Annotated in this window: 17 protein-coding genes and 1 riboswitch; of the genes, 11 read left to right on the top strand and 6 right to left on the bottom strand. The window is 67.9% G+C overall.

Going from position 1 to position 22,033, the window contains the following annotated elements; all coding sequences use genetic code 11:
* Positions 1 to 2 precede the first annotated feature (2 nt).
* Positions 3 to 196, top strand: a riboswitch (cobalamin riboswitch).
* A gap of 49 nt (positions 197 to 245) precedes the next feature.
* The 6 genes from bluB (at position 246) to ACPT9U_RS02445 (ending at position 8,478) form a co-directional block, all read left to right on the top strand.
* Positions 246 to 1,073, top strand: coding sequence for a 5,6-dimethylbenzimidazole synthase (bluB, locus tag ACPT9U_RS02470; protein WP_435749761.1), 828 nt, complete (start codon positions 246 to 248; stop codon positions 1,071 to 1,073).
* A 77-nt stretch (positions 1,074 to 1,150) separates the two neighbouring features.
* Entirely contained in the window at positions 1,151 to 2,494 is a 1,344-nt protein-coding gene (locus tag ACPT9U_RS02465) for a nitrate- and nitrite sensing domain-containing protein (protein WP_435749760.1), read from the top strand.
* Positions 2,495 to 2,915: 421 nt separating this feature from the next.
* Complete coding sequence (gene nirB / locus ACPT9U_RS02460) at positions 2,916 to 5,429, top strand: nitrite reductase large subunit NirB (RefSeq protein ID WP_435749759.1); 2,514 nt, start codon at positions 2,916 to 2,918, stop codon at positions 5,427 to 5,429.
* A 53-nt stretch (positions 5,430 to 5,482) separates the two neighbouring features.
* Complete coding sequence (gene nirD / locus ACPT9U_RS02455; RefSeq protein WP_418364165.1) at positions 5,483 to 5,794, top strand: nitrite reductase small subunit NirD; 312 nt, start codon at positions 5,483 to 5,485, stop codon at positions 5,792 to 5,794.
* A 61-nt stretch (positions 5,795 to 5,855) separates the two neighbouring features.
* Positions 5,856 to 6,668, top strand: coding sequence for a formate/nitrite transporter family protein (locus tag ACPT9U_RS02450; protein ID WP_435749758.1), 813 nt, complete (start codon positions 5,856 to 5,858; stop codon positions 6,666 to 6,668).
* 67 nt (positions 6,669 to 6,735) lie between these two features.
* A complete protein-coding gene (locus ACPT9U_RS02445) occupies positions 6,736 to 8,478 on the top strand; it encodes a protein kinase domain-containing protein (protein WP_435749757.1) in 1,743 nt (580 codons plus the stop codon).
* 184 nt (positions 8,479 to 8,662) lie between these two features.
* Here the strand turns inward: ACPT9U_RS02445 and ACPT9U_RS02440 are convergent, their stop codons facing one another.
* Genes ACPT9U_RS02440 through ACPT9U_RS02430 form a run of 3 tightly spaced genes read right to left on the bottom strand, consistent with a single transcriptional unit; the run spans position 8,663 to position 13,722 of the window.
* Positions 8,663 to 9,805, bottom strand: a complete 1,143-nt coding sequence (locus tag ACPT9U_RS02440) for an ABC transporter permease (RefSeq protein WP_418364162.1) — start codon at positions 9,803 to 9,805, stop codon at positions 8,663 to 8,665.
* Between the two features lie 15 nt (positions 9,806 to 9,820).
* Positions 9,821 to 12,637 carry a ribosome-associated ATPase/putative transporter RbbA gene (rbbA, locus tag ACPT9U_RS02435; RefSeq protein ID WP_418364367.1) on the bottom strand — a complete coding sequence of 939 codons (2,817 nt, stop codon included), beginning with the start codon at positions 12,635 to 12,637 and terminating at the stop codon, positions 9,821 to 9,823.
* Positions 12,638 to 12,654: 17 nt separating this feature from the next.
* Positions 12,655 to 13,722 carry an HlyD family secretion protein gene (locus tag ACPT9U_RS02430; protein WP_435749756.1) on the bottom strand — a complete coding sequence of 356 codons (1,068 nt, stop codon included), beginning with the start codon at positions 13,720 to 13,722 and terminating at the stop codon, positions 12,655 to 12,657.
* 186 nt (positions 13,723 to 13,908) lie between these two features.
* Here ACPT9U_RS02430 and ACPT9U_RS02425 point away from each other — a divergent pair, with 186 nt between their 5' ends.
* From ACPT9U_RS02425 to ACPT9U_RS02405, 5 genes are read left to right on the top strand one after another with little or no spacing between them, the layout of a single operon-like run.
* On the top strand, positions 13,909 to 15,099 hold the full coding sequence (locus tag ACPT9U_RS02425; protein WP_435749755.1) for an MlaE family ABC transporter permease: 1,191 nt from the start codon (positions 13,909 to 13,911) through the stop codon (positions 15,097 to 15,099).
* 11 nt (positions 15,100 to 15,110) lie between these two features.
* A complete protein-coding gene (locus ACPT9U_RS02420; RefSeq protein ID WP_418364366.1) occupies positions 15,111 to 15,947 on the top strand; it encodes an ABC transporter ATP-binding protein in 837 nt (278 codons plus the stop codon).
* Position 15,948: 1 nt separating this feature from the next.
* Positions 15,949 to 16,890 (top strand): MlaD family protein, encoded by a 942-nt coding sequence (locus ACPT9U_RS02415; protein ID WP_435749754.1) that lies wholly within the window; start codon positions 15,949 to 15,951, stop codon positions 16,888 to 16,890.
* Positions 16,887 to 17,564: an ABC-type transport auxiliary lipoprotein family protein gene (locus ACPT9U_RS02410; protein WP_418364158.1), complete on the top strand. Its 678-nt coding sequence runs from the start codon at positions 16,887 to 16,889 to the stop codon at positions 17,562 to 17,564. The genes ACPT9U_RS02415 and ACPT9U_RS02410 overlap by 4 nt, the downstream gene beginning before the upstream one ends.
* Positions 17,561 to 18,592 (top strand): 4Fe-4S binding protein, encoded by a 1,032-nt coding sequence (locus tag ACPT9U_RS02405; protein ID WP_418364157.1) that lies wholly within the window; start codon positions 17,561 to 17,563, stop codon positions 18,590 to 18,592. Before ACPT9U_RS02410 ends, ACPT9U_RS02405 begins: the two co-directional genes overlap by 4 nt.
* Positions 18,593 to 18,605: 13 nt before the next feature.
* Here the strand turns inward: ACPT9U_RS02405 and ACPT9U_RS02400 are convergent, their stop codons facing one another.
* The 3 genes from ACPT9U_RS02400 to ACPT9U_RS02390 all read right to left on the bottom strand — a co-directional run bounded on the left by ACPT9U_RS02400 (position 18,606) and on the right by ACPT9U_RS02390 (position 21,961).
* Positions 18,606 to 19,496: an ADP-polyphosphate phosphotransferase gene (locus ACPT9U_RS02400; RefSeq protein ID WP_435749753.1), complete on the bottom strand. Its 891-nt coding sequence runs from the start codon at positions 19,494 to 19,496 to the stop codon at positions 18,606 to 18,608.
* 57 nt (positions 19,497 to 19,553) lie between these two features.
* On the bottom strand, positions 19,554 to 21,242 hold the full coding sequence (mgtE, locus tag ACPT9U_RS02395; protein ID WP_435749752.1) for a magnesium transporter: 1,689 nt from the start codon (positions 21,240 to 21,242) through the stop codon (positions 19,554 to 19,556).
* Between the two features lie 143 nt (positions 21,243 to 21,385).
* Positions 21,386 to 21,961 (bottom strand): hypothetical protein, encoded by a 576-nt coding sequence (locus ACPT9U_RS02390; protein ID WP_435749751.1) that lies wholly within the window; start codon positions 21,959 to 21,961, stop codon positions 21,386 to 21,388.
* Between the last annotated feature and the right edge of the window lie 72 nt (positions 21,962 to 22,033).

Raw genomic sequence — 22,033 nt, 5'->3', positions numbered from 1 at the left:
TGCGCCCCTGTTTGCTTCGAGGTGCCCGCGCGCTGCGCGGGAGAATCGGGAAGGTGGTGCAAACCCACCGCGCGCCCAGCGCCGTGAAGGGGATTGTCCGGGCAAGGTTCGCCCAGTCACTGGTCCGCAAGGACCGGGAAGGCGTCCGGACGAGTTGATCCGCAGCCGGAAGACCGGCCTCGAAGTGCACCCAGCAGTCGCCTGGTCGGTGGCTGTCTACTGCTCGACGACAAGGGGAATACTTCATGAGCAGCCCGACGCAGGCGCATGCCGCGCCGGCGCGTACCGACGCGCCCGCATTTACCCAAGAACCGGTCACGAACGACCTGGCCGGCAGCGCCGGCCCCGTGCGCTTCCAGGCCGATCCGCGCTTCGATGCGGCCGAGCGCGACGCGGTCTATCGCGCCATCCATACCCGCCGCGACGTGCGGGGCGAGTTCCTGCCCGATCCGATCCCCGACGAGGTGCTCGCGCGTGTGCTCGATGCCGCTCATCACGCGCCCTCGGTAGGCTTCATGCAGCCCTGGGATTTCATCGTGGTGCGCTCGCGCGCGGTGCGCGAGCAGATCCATGCTGACTTCCTTGCCGCGCACGCCGAGGCCGAACAGATGTTCGAGGAAGGCAAGCGCGACACCTACCGCAACCTGAAGCTCGAAGGCATCCTCGAGTCGCCGGTGAACATCTGCATCACCTGCGACCGCAGCCGCCATGGGCCGGTGGTGATCGGCCGCACCCACATCGGCGCGATGGACGTGTACAGCGCGGTGTGTGCGGTGCAGAACCTGTGGCTGGCCGCGCGTGCCGAGAACCTCGGCGTGGGCTGGGTCAGCATCCTGCACCCGCAGGCGCTGCGCGAGGTGCTGGGCATCCCGCGTGAAATCGTACCGATCGCCTACCTGTGCATCGGTCACGTGAGCGCGTTTCACGCCCAGCCCGAACTCGAGGCTGCGGGCTGGTTGCCGCGCATGCCCTTGCCCGAGCTGCTGCATTTCGATGGCTGGCAGGGGCCCGCGGACGAGGCTGGCGAACAGCTCATCGATCAGGTACGGAAGCTGCCTCCTCGCCCACGCTGACACTGGCTGCGCACGGCTCTTGCTTGGTTCTACCCCTGCGGCCCCGGCCGCAGAACAAGAACCCTCGGGAGCCCCGCGTGAAATCGACCCTGGCCTTTCTCGTCGCTGCTCGTCGCAGCGAGATCCACGAGCTGGAACAGCTTGCGCGCAGCTGCGAGCTCGTCCAGCTCGTGGGCGAACTCGTGCATCGCCTGCAAGGCGAGCGCGGCGCCTCAAACCTTTTTCTGGCTTCCACGGGCGCGCGTTTTGGCCCGGAACGGCAAGAGCATGCCGAGGCAAGCCGCAGCGCGGAGGCGGCCGTGCGATCCTGGCTGGGGCGGCCGGAGATCCGTGACGCCGTGCCAGGTTTCGCTGTGGCCGGCGGCGCTCGGCTGTTTACCCGTATCGCCCTTGCGCTGCACCGCGTCGACATGCTCCCCGATCTGCGCGAGGCGATCGTGCGCCAGCGCTGCTCCGTCGCCGAGGCGACAGCGCACTTCAGGCGGACCATCGCTGCCCTGCTGGCGCTGGTGCTCGAGGCGGCGGACGTGGCAGCCGATCCCGCGATTTCACGGCTGCTCGTGGCGCTGTTCAACCTCATGCAGGGCAAGGAGCTCGCTGGCCAGGAACGTGCGCTGGGCACGGCGGTGTTTGCTGCGACGGCCGATCCGGCAGTGGATGGCCCGCCGCTGCTGTATCTGATCGAGGGTCAGGAGGCGTGCTTCCAGCGCTTCGAGGCCTTTTCTCCGGAGGATGTGCGGACGGCATGGCAGGGTGTGCAGCAGGCGATGCCACTCGTCGAACTGGAGCGCCTGCGCCGCAAGCTGCTTGCAGATGGGCAGGCTGTTGCGGGCGTGCCCGAGCGGGCCCAGGAGTGGTTTGCCTGCTGCTCGCTGCGCCTCGACCGCGTGCGGGAGGTCGAAGTGCTGCTTGGCGCGGCACTGAGGACGGAATGCCTGCGGCGCAGCGAGGCCCTGCAGGCAGATCCGGATGACCCGCAGCGGCTCGCATCTGCGCTGGACGGAATGGAGGGACTGGACGCCGCAGGGGCCACGCCCGGCGTGCGCATGGGTGAAGAAGGGGCGGAGGAAGGACGCGCCGGTGAGTTCGGCGGGCTGAATGGTGGGCTGGAGGGCGGGGCGGGCAGGCCCGCGGTGCCCGATCCGATGGGGCCGCGTCTGGCCGCTTCGATCGTCGACGTACTGCATGCGCAGTCGAGCCGGCTGCAGGCGATGAGTGACGAACTCGCTGCCGTACGTGCGAGCCTGGAGGAGCGCAAGCTCGTCGAGCGCGCGAAGGGAGTGCTGATGCGCCACCAGGGGCTCGCCGAGGATGAGGCCTACCGCCTGCTGCGGCAGACGGCGATGAACCAGGGGCGCCGCATCGTCGAGGTTGCCGAGGCCGCGCTCGCGATGGAGGCATTTCTGCCGGGGCGGAGCTGAGGGCAGCCTGCTGCGTTGCGATGGCTGGGCTCCAGCCGCGGCATTGCGTTGCGGGGCGTGAGCCATGCGCGCCTGGGCTGCTGGCGCGGATTGCACCATCGGCGTGCATCGGGGCTCGACTGCTGCACTGCAGCAGTGCGGTCGAAGACGTTGCGAGGCCGGACGTTCGTGCGAGCTGCAGCGCAGAAACCGGATCTATGCCCCGGATTCCGGGCCTGTGCTGCGGCCTGCCCGGCTTGGCATGTTTGATGCTTTGAAGTGTTCAGCAACCGGCCAAAGGCGGTCGGGCACCCGGCAGCGAGCGCTGCCCAGAAATTTCCAGCTTCAGGACAACGGCGTCCATTCCGCTACGGCCCAAAGGGCTGGGCGGAGTGGGCGCCGTTTCCGTTTCGAACGTACTGGCCTTGTCGCGGAGAAGACCATGAAGAAGATGAAACTCGTCCTTGTCGGCAACGGTATGGCCGGCGTGCGCACGATCGAAGAGCTGATCAAGCTCGCGCCCGACCTCTACGACATCACCGTGTTCGGTGCCGAGCCGCACGGCAACTACAACCGCATCCTGCTCTCGCCGGTGCTGGCAGGCGAGATGACCCTGCCCGAGATCATGCTCAACGATCTCGACTGGTACCGCGACAACGGCATCAAGCTGCATGCGGGCAGCACGGTGACGAAGATCGACCGGGTGAGGCGCAGGGTGGCCGCCGAAGCCAAGGACGGCAGCGTCACCGAGGCCGACTACGATCGGCTGCTGCTCGCTACCGGATCAACGCCCTTCATCCCGCCCATCCCCGGCAACGATCTGCCTGGCGTGCTCGGTTATCGCGACATCGCCGATACCGAGGCGATGATCGAGGCCGCCGGCAAGTACCGCCACGCGGTCGTCATCGGTGCCGGCCTGCTCGGCCTGGAGGCCGCCAATGGGCTGATGCTGCGTGGCATGGACGTGACCGTGGTGCACATCGGTGACTGGATCATGGAGCGCCAGCTCGACAAGGTGGCAGCCGACATGCTGCAGGCCTCGCTCGAAGCCAAGGGCATGAAGTTCCTGCTCGCACGCCAGACCGAGGCGCTGCTGCCGGCGCGCAGCGCCCATGGCGACACCGGCGGCGAGGAGGGTGCCGGGGGTGCCGGGCGCGTGGGTTCGGTGCGCTTCAAGGGCGGCATGGAGATCGCCGCCGACCTGGTGGTGGTCGCTGCAGGCATCCGGCCCAACTACGCGCTCGCCGAGTCGGCCGGCCTGTACTGCGGCAGCGGGCGGGTGCGTGGCATCCATGTCTCCGACACCCTGCAGACCGTCACCGACCCGCGCATCTACGCGGTCGGTGAGTGCGTGGCGCACCGTGGCGTCGCCTACGGCCTGGTGGCGCCGCTGTTCGAGCAAGGCAAGGTGTGCGCCAACCACCTCGCCAACCATGGCATTGGGCGCTACCTCGGCTCGGTGACCTCCACCAAGCTCAAGGTGACTGGCATCGACGTGTTCTCGGCGGGCGACTTCAGTGGCGGCCCGGGCACCGAGGACATCGTGCTGCACGACAAGCTGGGCGGCGTGTACAAGCGGGTGGTGCTCAAGGACGACCGCATCGTCGGCTCGGTGCTGTACGGCGACACCGCCGACGGTTCCTGGTACTTCCAGCTCATGAAGGACCGCCAGAGCGTTCATGAGCTGCGCGGCCAGCTCATGTTCGGCCAGAACCGCTTGGGCGACGCCGGCCACAAGGGCGAGAACCGCGCCGCCAGCATGCCCGACAGCGCCGAGGTGTGCGGCTGCAACGGTGTGTGCAAGGGCACCATCGTCAAGGCGATCAAGGAGAAGGGCCTGTTCTCCCTCGATGAGGTGAAGAAGCACACCAAGGCGGCATCGTCCTGTGGCTCCTGCACCGGGTTGGTCGAGCAGATCCTCGCGTCCACGGTGGGCGGCGCCTACCAGGCGGTGAGTGCGAGCGACAAGCCGGTGTGCGCCTGCACCGAGCATTCGCACAAGGTGGTGCGCGAGGCGATCTACAAGCACCACCTCGTCACCAAGGAGGCGGTGTTCGGCATGCTCAACTGGAAAACGCCCGACGGCTGCGACAAGTGCCGCCCGGCGATCAACTACTACCTGATCTCGTCCTGGCCGCACGAAGCGAAGGACGACCCGCAGTCGCGCTTCATCAACGAGCGCGCCCACGCCAACATCCAGAAGGACGGCACCTACTCGGTGGTGCCGCGGATGTGGGGCGGGGTGACTACGCCGGCGGAGCTGCGCGCCATCGCCGATGCCGCCGAGAAGTACGAGGTGCCCACGGTCAAGGTCACCGGCGGCCAGCGCATCGACCTGCTCGGCATCAGGAAGGAGGACCTGCCTGCGATCTGGGCCGACCTCAACGCCGCTGGCATGGTCTCCGGCCACGCTTATGGCAAGTCGATCCGCACCGTGAAGACCTGCGTCGGCGCCGAGCACTGCCGTTTCGGCACCCAGCTTGCCATCGACATGGGCATCAAGCTCGAAAGGATGCTGTTCGACATGTACGCGCCGCACAAGGTCAAGCTCGCTGTCTCCGGCTGTCCGCGCAACTGCGCGGAGTCCGGGATCAAGGACGTGGGGGTGATCGGCGTCGATTCCGGCTACGAGATCTATGTCGGCGGCAACGGCGGCATCAAGACCGAGGTGGCTCAATTCCTGTGCAAGGTCGGCAGCGACGAGGAGGTCATGGAGTATTCGGGCGCTTTCCTGCAGCTCTACCGCGAGGAGGGCTGGTATCTCGAACGCACCGTGCATTGGCTCGCCCGTGTCGGCCTCGACTACGTGAAGGCGCAGGTCGTGGAGGACGCCGAGAACCGCCGCCGGCTGCACGCGCGCCTGCTCGACGCCCTCAAGAACGCCCGCGACCCCTGGCAGAGCAGCCGCGAGGGCGAGGCGGCCAGGCAGTTCATCCCGATCCGGGTCGAGGCGTGATCGGCGCCATCGTCCCGCTTGCCACCTGACCCATCCGAACGAAGGAATCCATCATGACCGACTGGAAGCGCATCTGCCTGCTCGAAGACATCCCCCGCCTCGGCGCGCGTGTCGTGCAGCGCCCCGGCGAGGAGGACATCGCCATCTTCCGCAATGCCGAGGACGAGGTCTTCGCGCTGCACGACAAATGCCCCCACAAAGGCGGGCCGCTGTCGCAGGGCATCGTCCATGGCCGCAAGGTCACCTGCCCGCTGCACGGCTGGAACATCGGCCTCGAGGACGGCCAGGCGGTGGCGCCCGACAGCGGCCATTGTGGCCGTTTCGCGGTGAAGGTCGAAGGTGGGGAGATCTTCCTCGCAATCTGAGACCCCGTATCCCCAACCCCGCACGCCTGCAGAACGACAACGCACACAGAGAGAAGAAATCATGGCCTACCTTGCTCCCTCCGAATTCGTCACCAAGATGGTCGACGCTGGTGAATCCAAGATCTGCATGGCACCGCGCGACGTGCTGATTCGCGCTTTCATGGCGGGCGCCATCCTCGCCCTGGCCGCGGTGTTCGCGGTCACCGCCACCGTGATGACCGGGCAGCCGCTGGTTGGCGCGATCCTGTTCCCGATCGGGTTCTGCATGCTCTATCTGCTCGGATTCGACCTGCTCACCGGCGTCTTCGTGCTCACCCCGCTGGCCTGGCTGGACAAGCGCCCCGGCGTCACGATCAAGGCGATCCTGAAGAACTGGGGCCTGGTCTTCATCGGCAACTTCGCCGGTGCGCTGACCGTGGCCTTCATGATGGCCTTCGTGTTCACCTATGGCTTTTCGACCGAGCCCAACGAGATCGGCCAGAAGATCGGCCACATCGGCGAGGCGCGCACGCTCGGCTATGCGCAGTATGGACTCGCCGGCTGGCTCACCATCTTCATGCGCGGCATGTTGTGCAACTGGATGGTGTCGACCGGCGTGGTGGGCGCGATGATCTCGACCACGGTGAGCGGCAAGGTGATCGCGATGTGGATGCCGATCATGCTGTTCTTCGCGATGACCTTCGAGCACTCGGTGGTGAACATGTTCCTGTTCCCGTCCGGGCTGATGATGGGCGGCGAGTTCTCGATCATGGATTACCTGATCTGGAACGAGATTCCGGTGGTGCTCGGTAACCTCGTCGGCGGTCTCGCCTTCACCGGGCTCACGCTCTACACCACGCATGTGCGCACCGCGCCCAAGCGCAGCTTCAGCTGATCCGCTGCGTGGACTGTCGAATCCTCCCCGGCGCGGCGAGGCGCCGGGGTTCCATCGTGGATCGAGCATGAGCACAGGACTCGCCGTTCGCGTCGGCCAGCATTCGACGGCCGGACGCAAGCAGCGCAACCAGGACTTTCACGGCGTCTGCATGCCGCAGGGCGCCGAGCTCGCCGCCAAGGGCATCGCGTTGGCGCTCGCCGATGGCATCAGCAGCAGCGACGTGAGCCTGGCCGCCGCCCAGGCCGCGGTGGATGCCTTCGTCACCGACTACTACTGCACCTCCGCGGCCTGGTCGGTGCGCACCGCCGCGCTGCACGTGCTCTCCGCCACCAACGCCTGGCTGCACGCACAGACGCGCCGCAGCGAACATCGCTTCGACCGCGAGCGCGGCTATGTATGCACCTTCAGCGGGCTGATTCTCAAGTCGACCACCGCGCACCTGTTCCACATTGGCGACGCGCGCATCCACCGCTTGCGCAATGGCCGAATCGAGCGGCTCACCGAGGATCATCGCGTGCGCGTGTCGGCCGAAGAGAGTTATCTCGCCCGCGCGCTCGGCATGGACCGCCGGGTGGATGCGGATTACCGCGCGCTCGCGCTCGAGCGGGGCGACCTCTTCATGCTCTCTACGGACGGTGTGCACGACTACATGGACATGGGTTTTGTCGCCAGCGCGATCGCCGCGGCTGAAGGGCTTGACGGCGCGGCGCGCACCATCGTGGACGAGGCCCTGCGCCGCGGCAGCCCCGACAACCTCACCGTGCAGCTGGTCGAGATCACGGCCCTGCCCGATGCGCAGGCGAGCGAGCTCGGCCGCCGGCTCGCGGAGCTGCCGCTCGCGCCGGCGCTGCAAGCCCGCATGCGGCTCGACGGCTATACCATCGTGCGCGAATTGCATGCCAGCGCCCGCAGCCATGTCCATCTGGCGGTGGACGACGAGAGTGGGGTGCGTGTGGCCATCAAGACGCCGTCCATCGAGCTGCAGCAGGACCCCGCCGCACTCGAGCGCTTCCTGCTCGAGGAGTGGATCGCGCGCCGGATCGACTCGCCTCACGTGCTACGCCCATGGCGGCCGGAGCGCCTGCGCAGCTGCCTCTATGTGGTCACCGAGTTCGTCGAAGACCGCAGCCTGCGCCAGTGGATGACCGACCATCCGCGGCCCGCGCTCGACGCCGTGCGGGACATCGTGCGTCAGACTGCGCGTGGGCTGCAGGCCTTCCACCGCCAGGAGATGCTCCACCGCGACCTGCGCCCCGAGAACATCATCATCGACGCCTCGGGTACGGTGCGCATCATCGACTTCGGTGCGGTGAGCGTGGCCGGCATCGCGGAGTGCGCTGGCGCGGGCGAGGTCATGGCGATGGCCGGTGGCGTCCCCGGCGACAGCGCCTACGCCGCGCCCGAGTATTTCCTGGGCGGGCCGGGTTCGACGCGTTCCGACCTGTTCTCGCTCGCTGCGATTGCCTACGAGCTGCTCACCGGCCGGCTACCCTATGGCGTCGCGCTCGCGCAGGCGCGCACGCGCAAGGCGCAGCGCCGCCTGCGCTACCGTTCGGTGGTGGATGACGAGCGCGACATCCCGGCCTGGATCGACGACGCGCTCTCGCGTGCGCTCGATATCGACCCGGCACGGCGGCAAGCGGAGCTGTCGGAGTTCGTGCATGAGATTCATCATCCGGACGCCGAGCACCTGCGCCGCCTGCGACCCGCACTCATCGAGCGCGATCCGGCGAAGTTCTGGAAGGTTCTTGCGCTCGTCGCCCTGCTGCTCAACCTTGTGCTGCTGCAGCAGCTTTTCGGGCGCTGAAAAGAAAAAGCCCGGGCGTCTTGCGAGGCCCGGGCAAATCCACACCAAAGGAGGAGGGTGGAGGAGACAGGTGCGATGGTAGGGGAAAAGATGGTGCAGTGCAACAAAAAATAGTGCTTCATCCATAAACGAATTTTTGCCTCGGCTTGATGCTCGGCAGCAGATTGTGCTGCAGCCGATCGGCTCAACTCTGCATCGTTCCGAGCGTGTGACGCAGGCGACGATGCGCGAGCGCCAGGAACACGGCACCGATCGCCGCCACCATCGCAAATGATGGCCACACCACGTCCAGCCCGGCGCCCCGGAACAGGATGGACTGCGCGAGCGACACATAGTGGGTCGTCGGCGTCAGCGACATCAGGGCCTGGACCGTCTCGGGCATGCTCTCGCGCGGGGTCACGCCGCCGGAGAGGATCTGCAGGGGCAGCAATACGAGGATGGACATCAGCCCGAACTGCGGCATCGAGCGGGCGATCGTGCCCATGTAGATGCCGATCGAGGCGGCGGCAAACAGGTACAGCAAGGTGCCGGCGCCGAACAGCACCGCGGAGCCGGCCACGGTGATACCGAGCACGCCCTTGACCATCACCTGCAGCGAGAAGGACGAGGCCAGCAGCACCACCACGCCCATCGACCAGATCTTGGACAGCATCAGCTCGAGCGGGGTGACCGGCATCACCAGCAGATGCTCGATCGTGCCGTGCTCGCGCTCGCGGATCAGCGCCGCGCCGGTGAGCAGGATGCCGAGCATGGTGACGTTGTTGATGATGGCGTTGATCGCGGCGAACCAGCTCGCCTGCAGGTTGGGGTTGAACATTGCGCGCGGTACCAGCTCGACCGGCTGTGGCGCGGGCGCGCGCACGCGCTGGACGAAGGCGCGCACTTCATCGTTGAGGATGTTCTGGATGTAGCCGGTGCCGGTCTGCGCCTGGCTCTGGCGGGTGGCGTCGACGTTCAGCTGCAGCGCCGGGCTGCGGCCGGCGAGCACGTCGCGCTGGAAGTTGGGCGGGATGTCGAGTACGAAGGTGTGCAGGCCGGCGTCCATGCCGCGGTCCATGTCGGCCAGGCCGACGTGCTCGGGCGGGATGAACTGCGGCGGCTGCAGCGCGGCGACGATCCGTGCCGAGAGCTGCGAGCGGTCCTCGTCCACCACCGCGATCGAGGCCCGGTTCAGGCTCTCGGGCTTGGCGCGGGCGTCGGCGTAGATCGAGGCGCTGAACATGAACACGATCAGGAACATCATCGCTAGGTCGCGGGAGAGGCTGCGGAACTCCTTGACCCCGAGGTGCCAGGTGTTGCGCAGATGGGTGCTTGCGGTCGTGATCACTTGGCGTACCTTTGCTCACTTCGCCTGTTTCTTCAGCAGTGTCGCCGACAGCAGCGTGAGCACCGGGATTGCCAGCAGCAGCGGGATGAAGGCGCCGCCCAGTTCCGCGAAGCCGAGCGCCTTCGAGAAGGTGCCGCTGGCGATGGTTAGGAAGTGGGTGGTGGGATACATTGCGCCGATCCAGTAGCCACCGCCTTCGAGGGAGCTCACCGGGTCCATCAGCCCGGAGAACTGGATCGCCGGCAGCAGGGTGCCGATCGAGGTGCCGGCGAGCGCTGCGACCTGGCTGTTGGTCAACGTGGAGGCAAGCAGGCCCAGGCCGGTGGTGGCGGTGACGTAGAGCAGCGCGCCGGTCGCCAGCGCGAGGAAGCTGCCCTTGAACGGCACCTGGAACAGCGTTACCGCGAGCCCGAACATCAGCACGAAGTTGAACATCGACAGCGCGATGTAGGGCAGCTGCTTGCCGACCAGAAACTCGAGCTTGGTCACGGGTGTGGTGTACACGTTGAGGATGGAGCCGAGCTCCTTTTCACGCACCACGCCGAGCGCGGTGAGCATGGCGGGGATGAACACCAGCAGCAGCGGAATCACCTTCGGCACCATCGCCACCAGGCTCAGCAGCTCGGGGTTGTAGCGGTAGCGTGGCTCGACGCTGGCGAGCGCACGCACCGGGCCGGCGCCCGACTCGGCGATCACGTCGGCGAGCGTCTGCGCGTGCACGCCGGCGACGTAGGCGCGCGCGAGCTCGGCGCGCAGCGGCATCGAGCCGTCCAGCCACACCGCTACCTGCGGCGCCTTGCCACGGGCGAGGTCGCGGCCGAAGCCGGGTGGGATCTCGACCGCCATTGCCAGCGTGCCCGCACGCATGCGCGCATCGAGGTCGGCGTGGCTGGCGAGCGGTGGCTGCTCGAGGAAGTAGCGCGAGCCCGCGATGCGCAGCGTGTAGCGCTGGCTCGCCACGCTGCGGTCGTGGTCGAGCACTGCGTAGTGCAGGTCTTCCACGTCCATGGTGATCCCGTAGCCCATGACCAGCATCAGCACCAGGCTGCCGAGCAGCGCCAGCGTGAGCCGCACCGGGTCGCGGCGCAGCTCGGTGGCTTCACGCGCGGAAAAGCTCAGCAGGCGGGTTAGGCTGAAGCGGGCCAGGCGCTCGGCATGGCGCTCGGTCTCGCTCGGGGGGGATGTGTGCGGAAGCGGTGGGGTCGCGGCGGCTGTCGTCGCCGACTTGTGGGACGGCATGCCCGCGGGGGGCTGAGCGGTGGCTTCGCTGGCCTCCTCGAGGTAGGCGACGAAGGCATCCTCGAGCACGTCGGTGCCGCGTGCGGCCGCAAGCGCGGCCGGCGTGCCGCTGGCGAGGATGCGCCCGGCGTGCATCAGCGAGATGCGATCGCAGCGCTGGGCCTCGTTCATGAAGTGGGTGGTGATGAAGATGGTCACGCCGTCCTTGCGTGACAGGTCCGCGATCAGCGCCCAGAAGTGGTCGCGTGCCACCGGGTCCACCCCCGAGGTGGGTTCGTCCAGGATCAGCACATCGGGCCGGTGCAGCACCGCCACAGCGAGCTGCAGGCGCTGGCGGATGCCGAGCGGCAGCGCGTCGGGCTGCGTGTTCATCACCGGGTCGAGGTCGAAGCGGCGGGCGAGTTCGGCGATGCGCGCCTCGCCTGCGGCCTGGGGCAGGTCGAACAGGCGCGCATGCAGGTCGAGGTTCTGTCGCACCGAGAGCTCGCCGTACAGGGAAAAGCCCTGCGACATGTAGCCGACGCGGCGACGGGTGGCGATGTTGCGCGCGTCCAGCCGGCTGCCGAGCAGGCGCGCTTCGCCCGCACTGGGCTCAAGCAGGCCGGTGAGCATTTTCATCGTGGTGGATTTGCCGCAGCCGTTCGAGCCGAGGAAGCCGAAGATCTCGCCGCGCCGTACCTGCAGGCTGACGTCGTCGACCGCCACGAAGTCGCCGAAGCGCATTTGCAGGCCGCGAGCCTCGATGACGACCTCGCCCGCCACATGGGGCGGAATCGCCAGGCGCTGGTGGTCCCGGCGGCGCGCTTCCGGCAGCAGGGCGATGAAGGCCTCTTCGAGCGTGCCGGCGTTTCCGGCGGTACGCAGCGCATCGGGCGTACCGGTGGCGAGCACGCGGCCGGCGTCGACCGCCACCAGCCAGTCATAGCCCTCGGCCTCTTCCATGTAGGCGGTGGCGATCAGCACGCTCATGCCCGGGCGCTTGGCGCGGATGCGCTCGATCAGCGCCCAGAACTGGCGGCGCGACAGCGGATCGACGCCGGTGGTGGGTTCATCCAGGATCAGCAGATCGGGGTCGTGGATCAGTGCACAGCACAGTCCGAGCTTCTGCTTCATGCCGCCGGAGAGCTTGTTGGCGGGGCGGTCGGCGAAGGCGGCCATGCCGGTGGCAGCAAGCAACTCGTCGATGCGCTGCCTGCGCTCGGCCTCGGGCTGGCCGAACAGGCGGCCGAAGAAGTCGATGTTCTCGAACACCGACAGTGTGGGGTAGAGATTCTTGCCCAGCCCCTGCGGCATGTAGGCGATGCGCGGGCAGATGCGGGCGCGGTGGCGGGCATCCTTCATGTCGCCGCCCAGCACCTCCACCGTGCCCTGCTGGATTTGGCGTGCGCCGGCGATCAGCGCCAGCCAGGTGGACTTGCCCACGCCGTCCGGGCCGATGAAGCCGACCATGCGCCCGGCAGGGAGGTCGAGCGTCACACCGTCTGCGGCCGCGGTGGCGCCGTAGTGGTGGCGCACGTCCACCAGGCGCGCTACCGGGGGCGCGGCGTGCGCGGGTGCGGATGGGGTTTGGGGCGGTGCAGGCCTGCAGCTCATGTCGCCGCAGTGTGAGGTCACGGCAACCTCACCTGCAGTTCGGGCGGCCACTCGCGCTGCGGGTTCAGGCGCACGTGGGCCATGCCGGGCAGCCCGGTCTTGACCTGTTCGGGGTAGCGGGCGAGCAGCGCGGGGTCGACCCGGGCCTTGACCCGGAACACCATCTTCTGGCGCTCGCTCTGTGTTTCGACCGTCTTGGGGGTGAACTGGGCAACACTGGCGACGTAGGACACGTTCGCCGGAATCACCAGATCCTGCGCGGCATCCAGCACGATGCGCACCTCGCTGCCAAGCGCCACCCGCCCGGCGGCCCTCTCGGGCAGGAAGAAGGTCATGTACACGTCGCCGACATCGATCAGGCTCACCACCTTGCCGCCACCGCCGATCACTTCGCCCGGCTGTACCACCCGATACTGCACGCGGCCGCTGCGCGGGGCGCGCAGTTCGCCATCGGCGATCTCGGTCTGCAGGCGGGCGACCACCGCCTCGGCGGCATGGATCGCGGCCTCGGCCTGCTGGACCTGAGCCTCGGCAGCGCGCACACCGGCACGGGCGGCGTTGATCTGCGCCTGCGCGACGCTGATGTTGGCCTCGGCGGTGCGTGCGCGGGCGGCGTCGTCCTCGACCTTCTGCGCCGAGGTGGCGCGGTCGGCGAGCAGGGCGCGCGAGCGGGCCGCCGTGCTGCGGGCCAGGTCCCGCTCGGCGTGTCGCTGGATCAGCACCGCCTCGGCCATGGCCACGTCGGCCTGCCGCTGGGCTACCAGCGCCCGCGCGGTTTCCCGTGCGCTCGCCGCGTTGGCCACCTCGGCCCGCGCCTGCGCAAGCTGCGCCTGCAGCGACCGTACGTCCATGCGGGCGACCACATCGTCGCGGGTGACGAAGTCGCCCTCGTTCACCAGGATCTCGTCCACCCGGCCCGGCCCCTTCGCGGCGACATCGACCTCGGTGGCCTCGATGCGGCCGTTGCCACGAACGAAGCTGCCGTCGTCGGGGGCGGGGCGGAGGAATTGCCAGGCCGCGGAGGCGGCGATGGCGAGCACGCCGGCGCCAATCCAGGCGAGCCGGCGGTTTCCTGCGTGGGTCATGATGGAGCCTCGTCTCGCACCAGCGTCTGTGGGCGCAGGTGCGCTTGTTGTGTTGCGACAATTTCACGCCCGGAGCGTGACCGAAGTCAAGCTTTGGCCCGGATCGGGCGGGCACGGGGAACTGGGCACGGGGCGCGGCACGAGCGCTGATGTACCATGCCAGCCTTGCCTCACGAATCACGTTGCATGTCGACATTCTCCGCACCATCCACCGTTTCCCGGCCTGAGAATGCGCCTGGCGATGCCGAGCTCCATGAGGAGGGCTGCGCGGCCGTGCTGCGCCTGCGCGGGCAGTGGACCCTGGCGCATCACGCCCGCCTGGAGCGCTGCATTGCAGCGTTGCGGGGGCGCGTGGACGCCATGGCGGCCGGTGGTGCGCTGGAGGTGGACCCGGGTAGCCTGGAGGCGCTCGACACGGCGGGGGCGCGGCTGTTGTGCGGGTTGCTCGGTGCCGCGCACATCGCGCGCTTGCTTGAGGATGCGTCGCCCTTGCCGCGCGAGCGGCGTGCCCTGCTGCGGGCCGTTGCCGAGGCGATGCAAGGCAGCGCGGAGGCGACCGCGGCTGAGGGGGGGTATGCGCTCGGCGACGTGCTGGCCCACATCGGCCAGACCATGGGGGTGTTCTGGCGGCACCTCACCGGGCTCACCGGCTTCATTGGTCTCATCCTTGCGACCGCGCTGCGTGTGGCCGTGCAGCCGCGGCGCTGGCGCATGACGGCTCTGGTCGCCAACCTCGAGCGCACCGGGCTGGATGCGGTGCCGATCATTGCCCTGCTGACCTTTCTGGTCGGTGCGGTGGTCGCCTTCCTCGGGGCGACCGTGCTCGCCAGCTTCGGCGCCAGCATCTTCACCGTCGACCTGGTGGCCTATTCCTTTCTGCGCGAGTTTGGCGTGCTGCTAGCCGCGATCATCGTCGCCGGCCGCACGGCGAGCTCCTTCACCGCGCAGATCGGCTCGATGCGGGCGAACGAGGAGATCGACGCGATCCGCGTGCTCGGCCTCGACCCGGTCGAGTTGCTGGTGCTGCCGCGCGTCTATGCGCTGCTGATCGCGCTCCCCATCCTCACCTTCGTGGCGATGGTCTCGGGCATCATCGGCGGCATGCTGGTGTCGGCGACGACGCTGGACATCTCGCCGGTGCTGTTCCTTTCGCGCATCGAGGACAACGTCGGCCTCATCCATTTCTGGGTGGGCATGGCCAAGGCGCCGGTGTTCGCGTTCCTGATCGCGGTGATCGGCTGCCTGGAGGGCTTCCGCGTGCAGGGCAGCGCGCAGTCGGTGGGCGAGCACACGACCTCCGCGGTGGTGCAGTCGATCTTCGTGGTGATCGTGGTCGATGCGATCGCCGCACTGTTCTGCATGGAGATGGGGTGGTGACGGCGGGGGCGGTGACGGCGGGGCGGGTGAGTGCCGCATCCGATCGGCGCGACAACGTCATCGAGGTGCGCGGCGTGCGCAACCAGTTCGGCGCCCAGGTGGTGCACGACCAGCTCGACCTCGATGTGCGCCGTGGCGAGATCCTCAGCGTGGTGGGTGGGTCGGGCACCGGAAAGTCGGTGCTGCTGCGCACCATCGTCGGCCTCAACCGGCCGCGTGCGGGCCAGGTGAAGGTGTTCGGCGAGGATCTGCTGGGCCTGCCCGACGCCCGCCGCAAGGCGGTGGAGCGGCGCTTCGGCGTGCTGTTTCAGAAGGGGGCGCTGTTTTCTTCCCTGACCGTGGCCGAGAACGTGGCGCTACCGCTGATCGAGCATGCCGGCCTGTCGAAGCGCGAGGCAGCAGCGTTGGCAGCGCTCAAGATTGCGCTCGCCGGGCTGCCGGCGATCGCTGGCGACAAGTTTCCATCGGACCTGTCGGGCGGCATGGTCAAGCGTGCGGCGCTGGCGCGCGCCCTCGCACTCGATCCCGACATCCTCTTCCTCGACGAGCCCACCGCCGGTCTCGATCCGATCGGCGCGGCGGCCTTCGATCAGCTCATCCTGACCCTGCGCGACGCGCTCGGGCTCACGGTGTTCATTGTCACCCACGACCTCGACACCATCTATACCATCACCGACCGCGTCGCCGTGCTCGCGCAGAAGAAGGTGCTGGTCAATGCCGGCCTGGACGAAGTCGCTGACACCGACGACGCCTGGATCCGCGATTACTTCCACGGCCCGCGCGGCCGCGCCGCAGCCACTGCGGTGGCCGCCGCGCAGACCGCACCCGCTGCAACGGAGAACCACTGACATGGAAACCCGCGCCCATCACGTGCTGATCGGCCTCTTCACCGTGCTCGTCGTCGGCGCTGCATTGTTGTTCACGCTATGGCTGGGCAAGAGCGATGCAGACCGCCAGTTCGAAACGTACGACATCGTGTTCCAGGAGGCGGTATCGGGCTTGTCCAAGGGGGGTACGGTGGAGTTCAACGGCATCCGCATCGGGGACGTCGTCAGCCTGCGCCTGGACCCGGACGACGCGCGTCGTGTGATCGCCCGCGTGCGTGTGGACAGCAGCGCCCCCGTGCGTACCGACACCCAGGCTCGTCTGGTGCCGGCCGGCATCACCGGGCTCTCGATGATCCGTCTCTCCAGCGGCGACGATGCGGCAAGCGAGCGGCTGCGGGCGGAGGAAGACGAGGTGCCGCGCATCGTGGCCGTGCCTTCGGCCTTTGGCCGCCTGCTCGCCGACGGCGAGGATGCAGTCACCAACGTAAACGAGTTGCTGGTGCAGGCACGCGCGCTGTTCTCGGCCGAGAACGTGGCCGCCATCGGCCGCACCCTCGACAACCTCGAGCAGACCACCGCCGCCCTGGCTGCGCAGCGCGATGACGTCAATGCGGTACTCAAGCAGGTCACCCAGGCCAGCGCACAGGCCAGCACCGCGCTGGCCGAAGCCACAAGGGTGCTCGGCACCGCCAACCGTCTGGTCGAGCAGCAGGGTACCCAGACGCTGGACAGCGCGCGCGACGCGATGCGCGCCTTCGAGCGTGCGATGGGCTCGGTCGAGGGCCTGATCGCCGATAACCGCGCATCGCTCGACGGCGGTCTGCGCGGCCTGGCCGAGATCGGACCGGCGGTGGCCGAGTTGCGCACCACGCTCGCCTCGCTGCGTGCGATCACCCGCCAGCTCGAGGACCGCCCCGCCGACTACCTGCTCGGCCTCGAACCGACCAAGGAGTTCACGCCATGAGAATCCCGCAATCCGCTCCGGGGCTGCGCCGCCGGAGCCGCGTGCGCGCTGCCGCGCCAGGCGCGGCCGCCCGCTGGCTGGCGATCGGCGCCGCGCTGCTGCTGCTGCAGGCTTGCACCATCCTGCCCAAGGCCGAGCCGCTCGACGTTTATCTGCTGCCGTCTGCCGCTCCTGTGCCCGCGTCCGCCGCGCAGGCGGTGCCGTGGTCGCTGCGCATCACGCGCCCGGCCGCGGGCGTGCATCTGTCCGGGCAGCGCATCGTCGTCGTACCCGAGGGCAGCCGCGTCAGCGTTTACAAGGGGGCGGGCTGGAGCGACCCGGCGCCGGTGCTGCTGCGCAACCGCCTGCTCGACGCCTTCCGTAGCGACGGCCGGGTTGCCGCGCTGAGTACCGACGACAAGCAGCTGCAGGCCGACTTCGAGCTCGACAGCGAATTGCGTGCCTTCCAGAGCGAGTACCGCGACGGCCGCCCCGAGGTGGTGGTGCGCCTCGATGCGCGCCTGGTCGATACCGGCTCCCGCCGCATCGTCGCGAGCCGCAGTTTCGAGTTGGGCATGGCGGCGTCCGGCCCTGCGGTGCCGGCCGTGGTGCAGGCCTTTGGCGCCGCGAGCGATCGTCTGGCGGCGGAGGTCCTTGACTGGGCCATGCAGGCGCTTGTGGCCGCGCCCCGATGAGCGGGGATCTCCCTCGTCGCGTGATTCCGATCGCCCTCGCGCCGCTGCCCGCTGCGCGCCGGCTGCAGTGGCGCCGCCGCCTGTTCCAGGGCGGCTTCTACCTGCTGTTCGTTTTCGCGCCGGTGTTCGACCTGTTCCGCTTCGATCTTCAGGCGGACCATGCTTGGCTGCTCGGCTTCGAGTGGCGCCTGGGGCTGGACGACTTCCTCGCCAAGCGCGCCACCACGCTGGAGGCGGGCGGCAACCTGCTGCTGCGGCTGTTCCTGCCGGTGTTCGGCGTCGCCGCGGTGGTGCTTTGGGTGGCGTGGAAATGGGGGCGACTGTTCTGCGGCTGGCTGTGTCCGCATTTCTCCGTCGTCGAGTTCCTCAACGAGCTGTTCATCCGTGCGAGCGGCAAGCCCACGCTGTGGGAGAAGTCGCCGCTGCCCGCGTTGCGACCCGATGGCACCCGCCTGCGCCGCGACCCGCGCTGGTGGCTGCTGGTGGCACCGGCGGGCGTGCTGCTCGCGTTCTCGTGGGCGGTGGTGCTGCTCACCTACGTGCTGCCGCCTGCGGAGATCTACGGCAACCTGCTCGCGCTCGAGTTCACGCGCATCCAGACGATCTTCCTCGTTCTCATCACCGCGGTGCTGAGCCTGGACTTCCTGTTCGCGCGCCATCTGTTCTGCCGCTATATGTGCTCGGTGGGCGTGTTCCAGAGCCTGATCTGGATGAAGAACCGCGACGCGATGGTGGTCGGCTTCGACCGCTCGCGGGCGAGCGCCTGCAGCACCTGCCTGCCCGAGCGCGAGTCGGCGTGCAACGCGGCGTGTCCGATGCGGCTGAAGCCGCGCAGCATCAAGCGCCACATGTTCACCTGCACGCAGTGTGCGTTGTGCCTCGAGGCCTGTGCCGAGACTCAGCAGCACAACCCGGACGGCCCGCTGCTGAGCTGGGTGAGTGGCGAGGCCGCGCGGCAGAACGAGGCGGGCTTCAGCGCCCTGCAGGACCGCCGGACACCCTCGAGCGGCGAGGCGCGGCAGGGCTGAAGGCCCCACCGGATCAGACCTCGCCCGCTTCCAGCTGGCGGCGGATCTCGCGCAGCCTTTCGCGCCGTGCGTCGCTGGTCTCCGGGTAGCGCATGTCCAGCCCGGCCAGGGTGTCGACCAGGATCTGCGACACGATCAGGCGGGCGTTCTTCTTGTCGTCGGCGGGCACCACGTACCACGGGCAGTCGGCGGTGCTTGTGGCGGCGAGGCAGTCGGCGTAGGCGGCCATGTACTTGTCCCAGTGCTGGCGCTGCTCGATGTCGCCCTCGTCGAACTTCCAGTTCTTGTCTTCCTCGTCGATGCGCGCGATCAGGCGGTCGCGCTGCTCGTCCTTGGAAAGGTGCAGGAAGATCTTGACGATGCGGGTGCCGTTGCGGTGCAGGTGGGCCTCGGCGTCTGCGATCGAGCGCAGGCGATCGCCCCAGAAGTCCTTTGCTGCCAGGGTCTCGTCGGGCAGCTTCTGCCCCTGCAGGATCTCGGGCAGCACGCGCACGATCAGCACCTCTTCGTAGTACGAGCGGTTGAAGATGCCGATGCGCCCGCGCTCGGGCAGCGCGAGGTGGGTGCGCCACAGGAAGTCGTGGTCGAGTTCGGTGGCGCTCGGGTGCTTGAAGCTGAACACCTGGCAGCCCTGCGGATTGACGCCCGACATGACGTGGCGGATGGCGCCGTCCTTGCCCGCAGCGTCCATTGCCTGGAAGATCACCAGCAGCGAGTAGCGGTCATGGGCGTAGAGCATTTCCTGCAACTCGGCCAGACGCTCGGTGCCGGCCTCGAGCATGTCCTTGTAGTCGCTCTTCGAGCCGTAGAACGGGGGGGCTTGCGTCGACCAGTCGGCAAGATCCACCTTTTTGCCGCCCTGAACGCGGTATTCGGCGATGTCGATTGTCTTGTGCTTGCTCATGGGGACTCCGGTTGAATGCAGAGGTTTAACGGCCTGCATGCGGTCGGGCGCGCGCGCTCACAGCAGCAGCACTGTTGCCAGCCCGAGGAAGGCGAAGAAGCCGACCACGTCGGTGACGGTGGTGAGGATGACGCTGCCGGCGAGCGCAGGGTCGATGCCCATGCGCTCGAGGATGAGCGGGATCGCCAGCCCGGCGAGCGCGGCGCACAGCAGGTTCAGCAGGATCGCCGCGGCGATGACGCCGCCGATGCCCCAGTCGCCGAACCACACCACGGCAAGCGCCGCCACCACCAGCGCCCAAAGCAGTCCGTTGAGGATCGACACACCGACCTCGCGGTTGAGCAGGATGCGGATGTTGCCCTTCTGCACCTGCTTGAGCGCGAGGCCGCGGATCACCAGGGTCAGCGTCTGGCTGCCGGCGATGCCGCCCATGCTGGCGACGATGGGCATCAGCACGGCAAGCGCGACGAGCTGCTCGAGGGTGCCCTGGAACTGGCCGATCACCCACGCGGCGAGGAAGGCGGTAAGCAGGTTGATACCCAGCCACAGCGCCCGCCGGCGGGCGCTCACAAGCACCGGGGCGAACATGTCGGCTTCGTCGTCGAGGCCGGCCATCTGCATCACCGCGCGCTCGGAGTCTTCGCGGATCAGGTCGACCACGTCGTCGACCGTGATGCGACCGATCAGCCGGCCTTCGCCATCGACCACCGGGGCCGACATGAGGTCGAGGTCCTGGAACAGGCGGGCGACCTCGCGGCTGTCGGTATCCACCTGGATGCCGGCGATTTCCGTCTGCATCAGATCTTCGACCCGCGTATCGAGATTGGCCGTGACCAGCGCCGACAGGCGTAGCGCGCCCTGGTAGTGGCCCTTGCGGTCGACCACCATCAACATGTCGGTCTGCGGCGGCAGCGTCTCGAGCAGGCGCAGGTAACGCAGCACCGTGCCGGCCTTGACGTCGGCGCGCACCTCGATGGCGTCGGCGTTCATCAGGCCGCCGGCGGACTCCTCGGGGTAGGACAGCATCGACTCGAGCTGTTCGCGGCGCGCGCCGGTGGTGGAGAGCACCAGGCGGCTGCCGAGCTCGGTGGGCAGGGTCTGGATGAGGTCGACGAGGTCGTCGAGCTCGAGCGGGTGTACTGCAGCGATCAGGTCGTCGAGGTCGAGCTCCTGGGCAAGCGCGGTGCTGATCTCGTCGTGCAGGAAGCTGAGCACACGGCCGGCGCGTTCGGTCTCGACCATGCTCCAGGCCTGGCTGCGCTCGGCCGGCGGCAGGGCTTCGAGCAGGCCGGCGACCTTGGCCGGATGCATGCGGTGCAGCAGCTTGCCGACGCGCTTGAGCTTGCCGGCTTCAAGCGCTTCGCGCACGTCCTGCAACTCGCTCTTCGCGTCCTCCGGTGCCTCGCCCTGCGGCGAGGGCGGCGCAGGCGCAGCGTCGGCTTCGCTGTCCTCGCGCGACTCGTGCATCAGCGTTGGGCGAAGCTCGGTGCTCAGGTGGCCGAGCACGCGCTGTTCGACCGTGCCGCCGATCTGCTGCCAGAGCGAGATGCGCTGAACGGGCGACAGGCGTTCGAGCAGCGCAGCGATCTTGGCCGGATGCATGCGGTGCAGCAGCTTGCGTACGCGCTTGTTGCGGCCTGCGGCAAGCGCCTCCACGATCTGCTCGCTCAGGGTGAGCGGTCGCATCTCCGCATCAGCGCTACGCACGCAGCGGTGGGGAACGTCAGGTTCAAGTTCGTCGCTCATGTCGACGAGCATACCTTTCGCAGCGGCGGCAGGGCAGTGCTCGAACCGATCAGCGTCCAGGCGCCTCCGAGGGAGAGAGAGGGAAGAGAGTCCTCCCCATCCACCAGGAACGGGGTGTAATGCGCGGAGGAGTGCGACTTCCCTCACATGCGCGGTGACATGAAACGGTTGAAATCAGAAATACTTGCTATATTCGACAGAAAAGTTCTAAACAGTAAATAAGCGGATGGCGGTATCTGCTGTAATCCTCTGGAGCTTTGCGGTATTCCGGCGCTTCGGCCGGATGGCGCGGGCCACTGAGGCGCTGTCCCGCACGACCTTACGTGCTCTTCGAGCGTCTTGTTGGCGCCGCTGAAAACGAAGGGTGTCGTGCTGCCGGCGTAGTGCGCCGCTACGTGCTCGATGGCCGCGTCGTCCGACAGATAGACCAGATCCGGCTTCCAGGTTTCGATCATTTCGCGCGCCAGCCGTCCGCGTTCAGCCTTCTGCTCGGCGGAGGCGTAGCGCTTGATGTCCATCTGGAAGACGCGGTACTCCGCGTTCACGTCCCCGAGCCCCTCCTTGAAACCCGCGTACTGACCATCCGTCCAGCGCCACGGTGAATCGAAGCTCATGACGTGAAAGATGCGCAGAGGCGTGCCTTGGGCGAACGCGCTTTGCGTGAGCAGTGCCATCAGGACCAGCGTGATCTGGCGGAGCAGTCGGGTGAGGTTCGGCATTGGATGAATTCTTGCGAAAAGCTTGAGTAACGCATTAAAAACCAATTTTAGCAATTATGGCCGAGATGGATC

Origin of the sequence: Thauera sp. AutoDN2, assembly GCF_051280715.1 — a bacterium.
GTDB lineage: Bacteria > Pseudomonadota > Gammaproteobacteria > Burkholderiales > Rhodocyclaceae > Thauera.
This window is presented reverse-complemented; position numbering and strand designations above follow the sequence as displayed.

Coding starts and splice junctions, on each gene's coding strand:
- ACPT9U_RS02425 (WP_435749755.1), top strand. CDS start 13,909: ATGTCGACATTCTCCGCACCATCCACCGTTTCCCGGCCTGAGAATGCG.
- ACPT9U_RS02390 (WP_435749751.1), bottom strand. CDS start 21,961: ATGCCGAACCTCACCCGACTGCTCCGCCAGATCACGCTGGTCCTGATG.
- ACPT9U_RS02450 (WP_435749758.1), top strand. CDS start 5,856: ATGGCCTACCTTGCTCCCTCCGAATTCGTCACCAAGATGGTCGACGCT.
- rbbA (WP_418364367.1), bottom strand. CDS start 12,637: ATGAGCTGCAGGCCTGCACCGCCCCAAACCCCATCCGCACCCGCGCAC.
- nirD (WP_418364165.1), top strand. CDS start 5,483: ATGACCGACTGGAAGCGCATCTGCCTGCTCGAAGACATCCCCCGCCTC.
- ACPT9U_RS02415 (WP_435749754.1), top strand. CDS start 15,949: ATGGAAACCCGCGCCCATCACGTGCTGATCGGCCTCTTCACCGTGCTC.
- ACPT9U_RS02410 (WP_418364158.1), top strand. CDS start 16,887: ATGAGAATCCCGCAATCCGCTCCGGGGCTGCGCCGCCGGAGCCGCGTG.
- nirB (WP_435749759.1), top strand. CDS start 2,916: ATGAAGAAGATGAAACTCGTCCTTGTCGGCAACGGTATGGCCGGCGTG.
- bluB (WP_435749761.1), top strand. CDS start 246: ATGAGCAGCCCGACGCAGGCGCATGCCGCGCCGGCGCGTACCGACGCG.
- ACPT9U_RS02445 (WP_435749757.1), top strand. CDS start 6,736: ATGAGCACAGGACTCGCCGTTCGCGTCGGCCAGCATTCGACGGCCGGA.
- ACPT9U_RS02430 (WP_435749756.1), bottom strand. CDS start 13,722: ATGACCCACGCAGGAAACCGCCGGCTCGCCTGGATTGGCGCCGGCGTG.
- mgtE (WP_435749752.1), bottom strand. CDS start 21,242: ATGAGCGACGAACTTGAACCTGACGTTCCCCACCGCTGCGTGCGTAGC.
- ACPT9U_RS02400 (WP_435749753.1), bottom strand. CDS start 19,496: ATGAGCAAGCACAAGACAATCGACATCGCCGAATACCGCGTTCAGGGC.
- ACPT9U_RS02405 (WP_418364157.1), top strand. CDS start 17,561: ATGAGCGGGGATCTCCCTCGTCGCGTGATTCCGATCGCCCTCGCGCCG.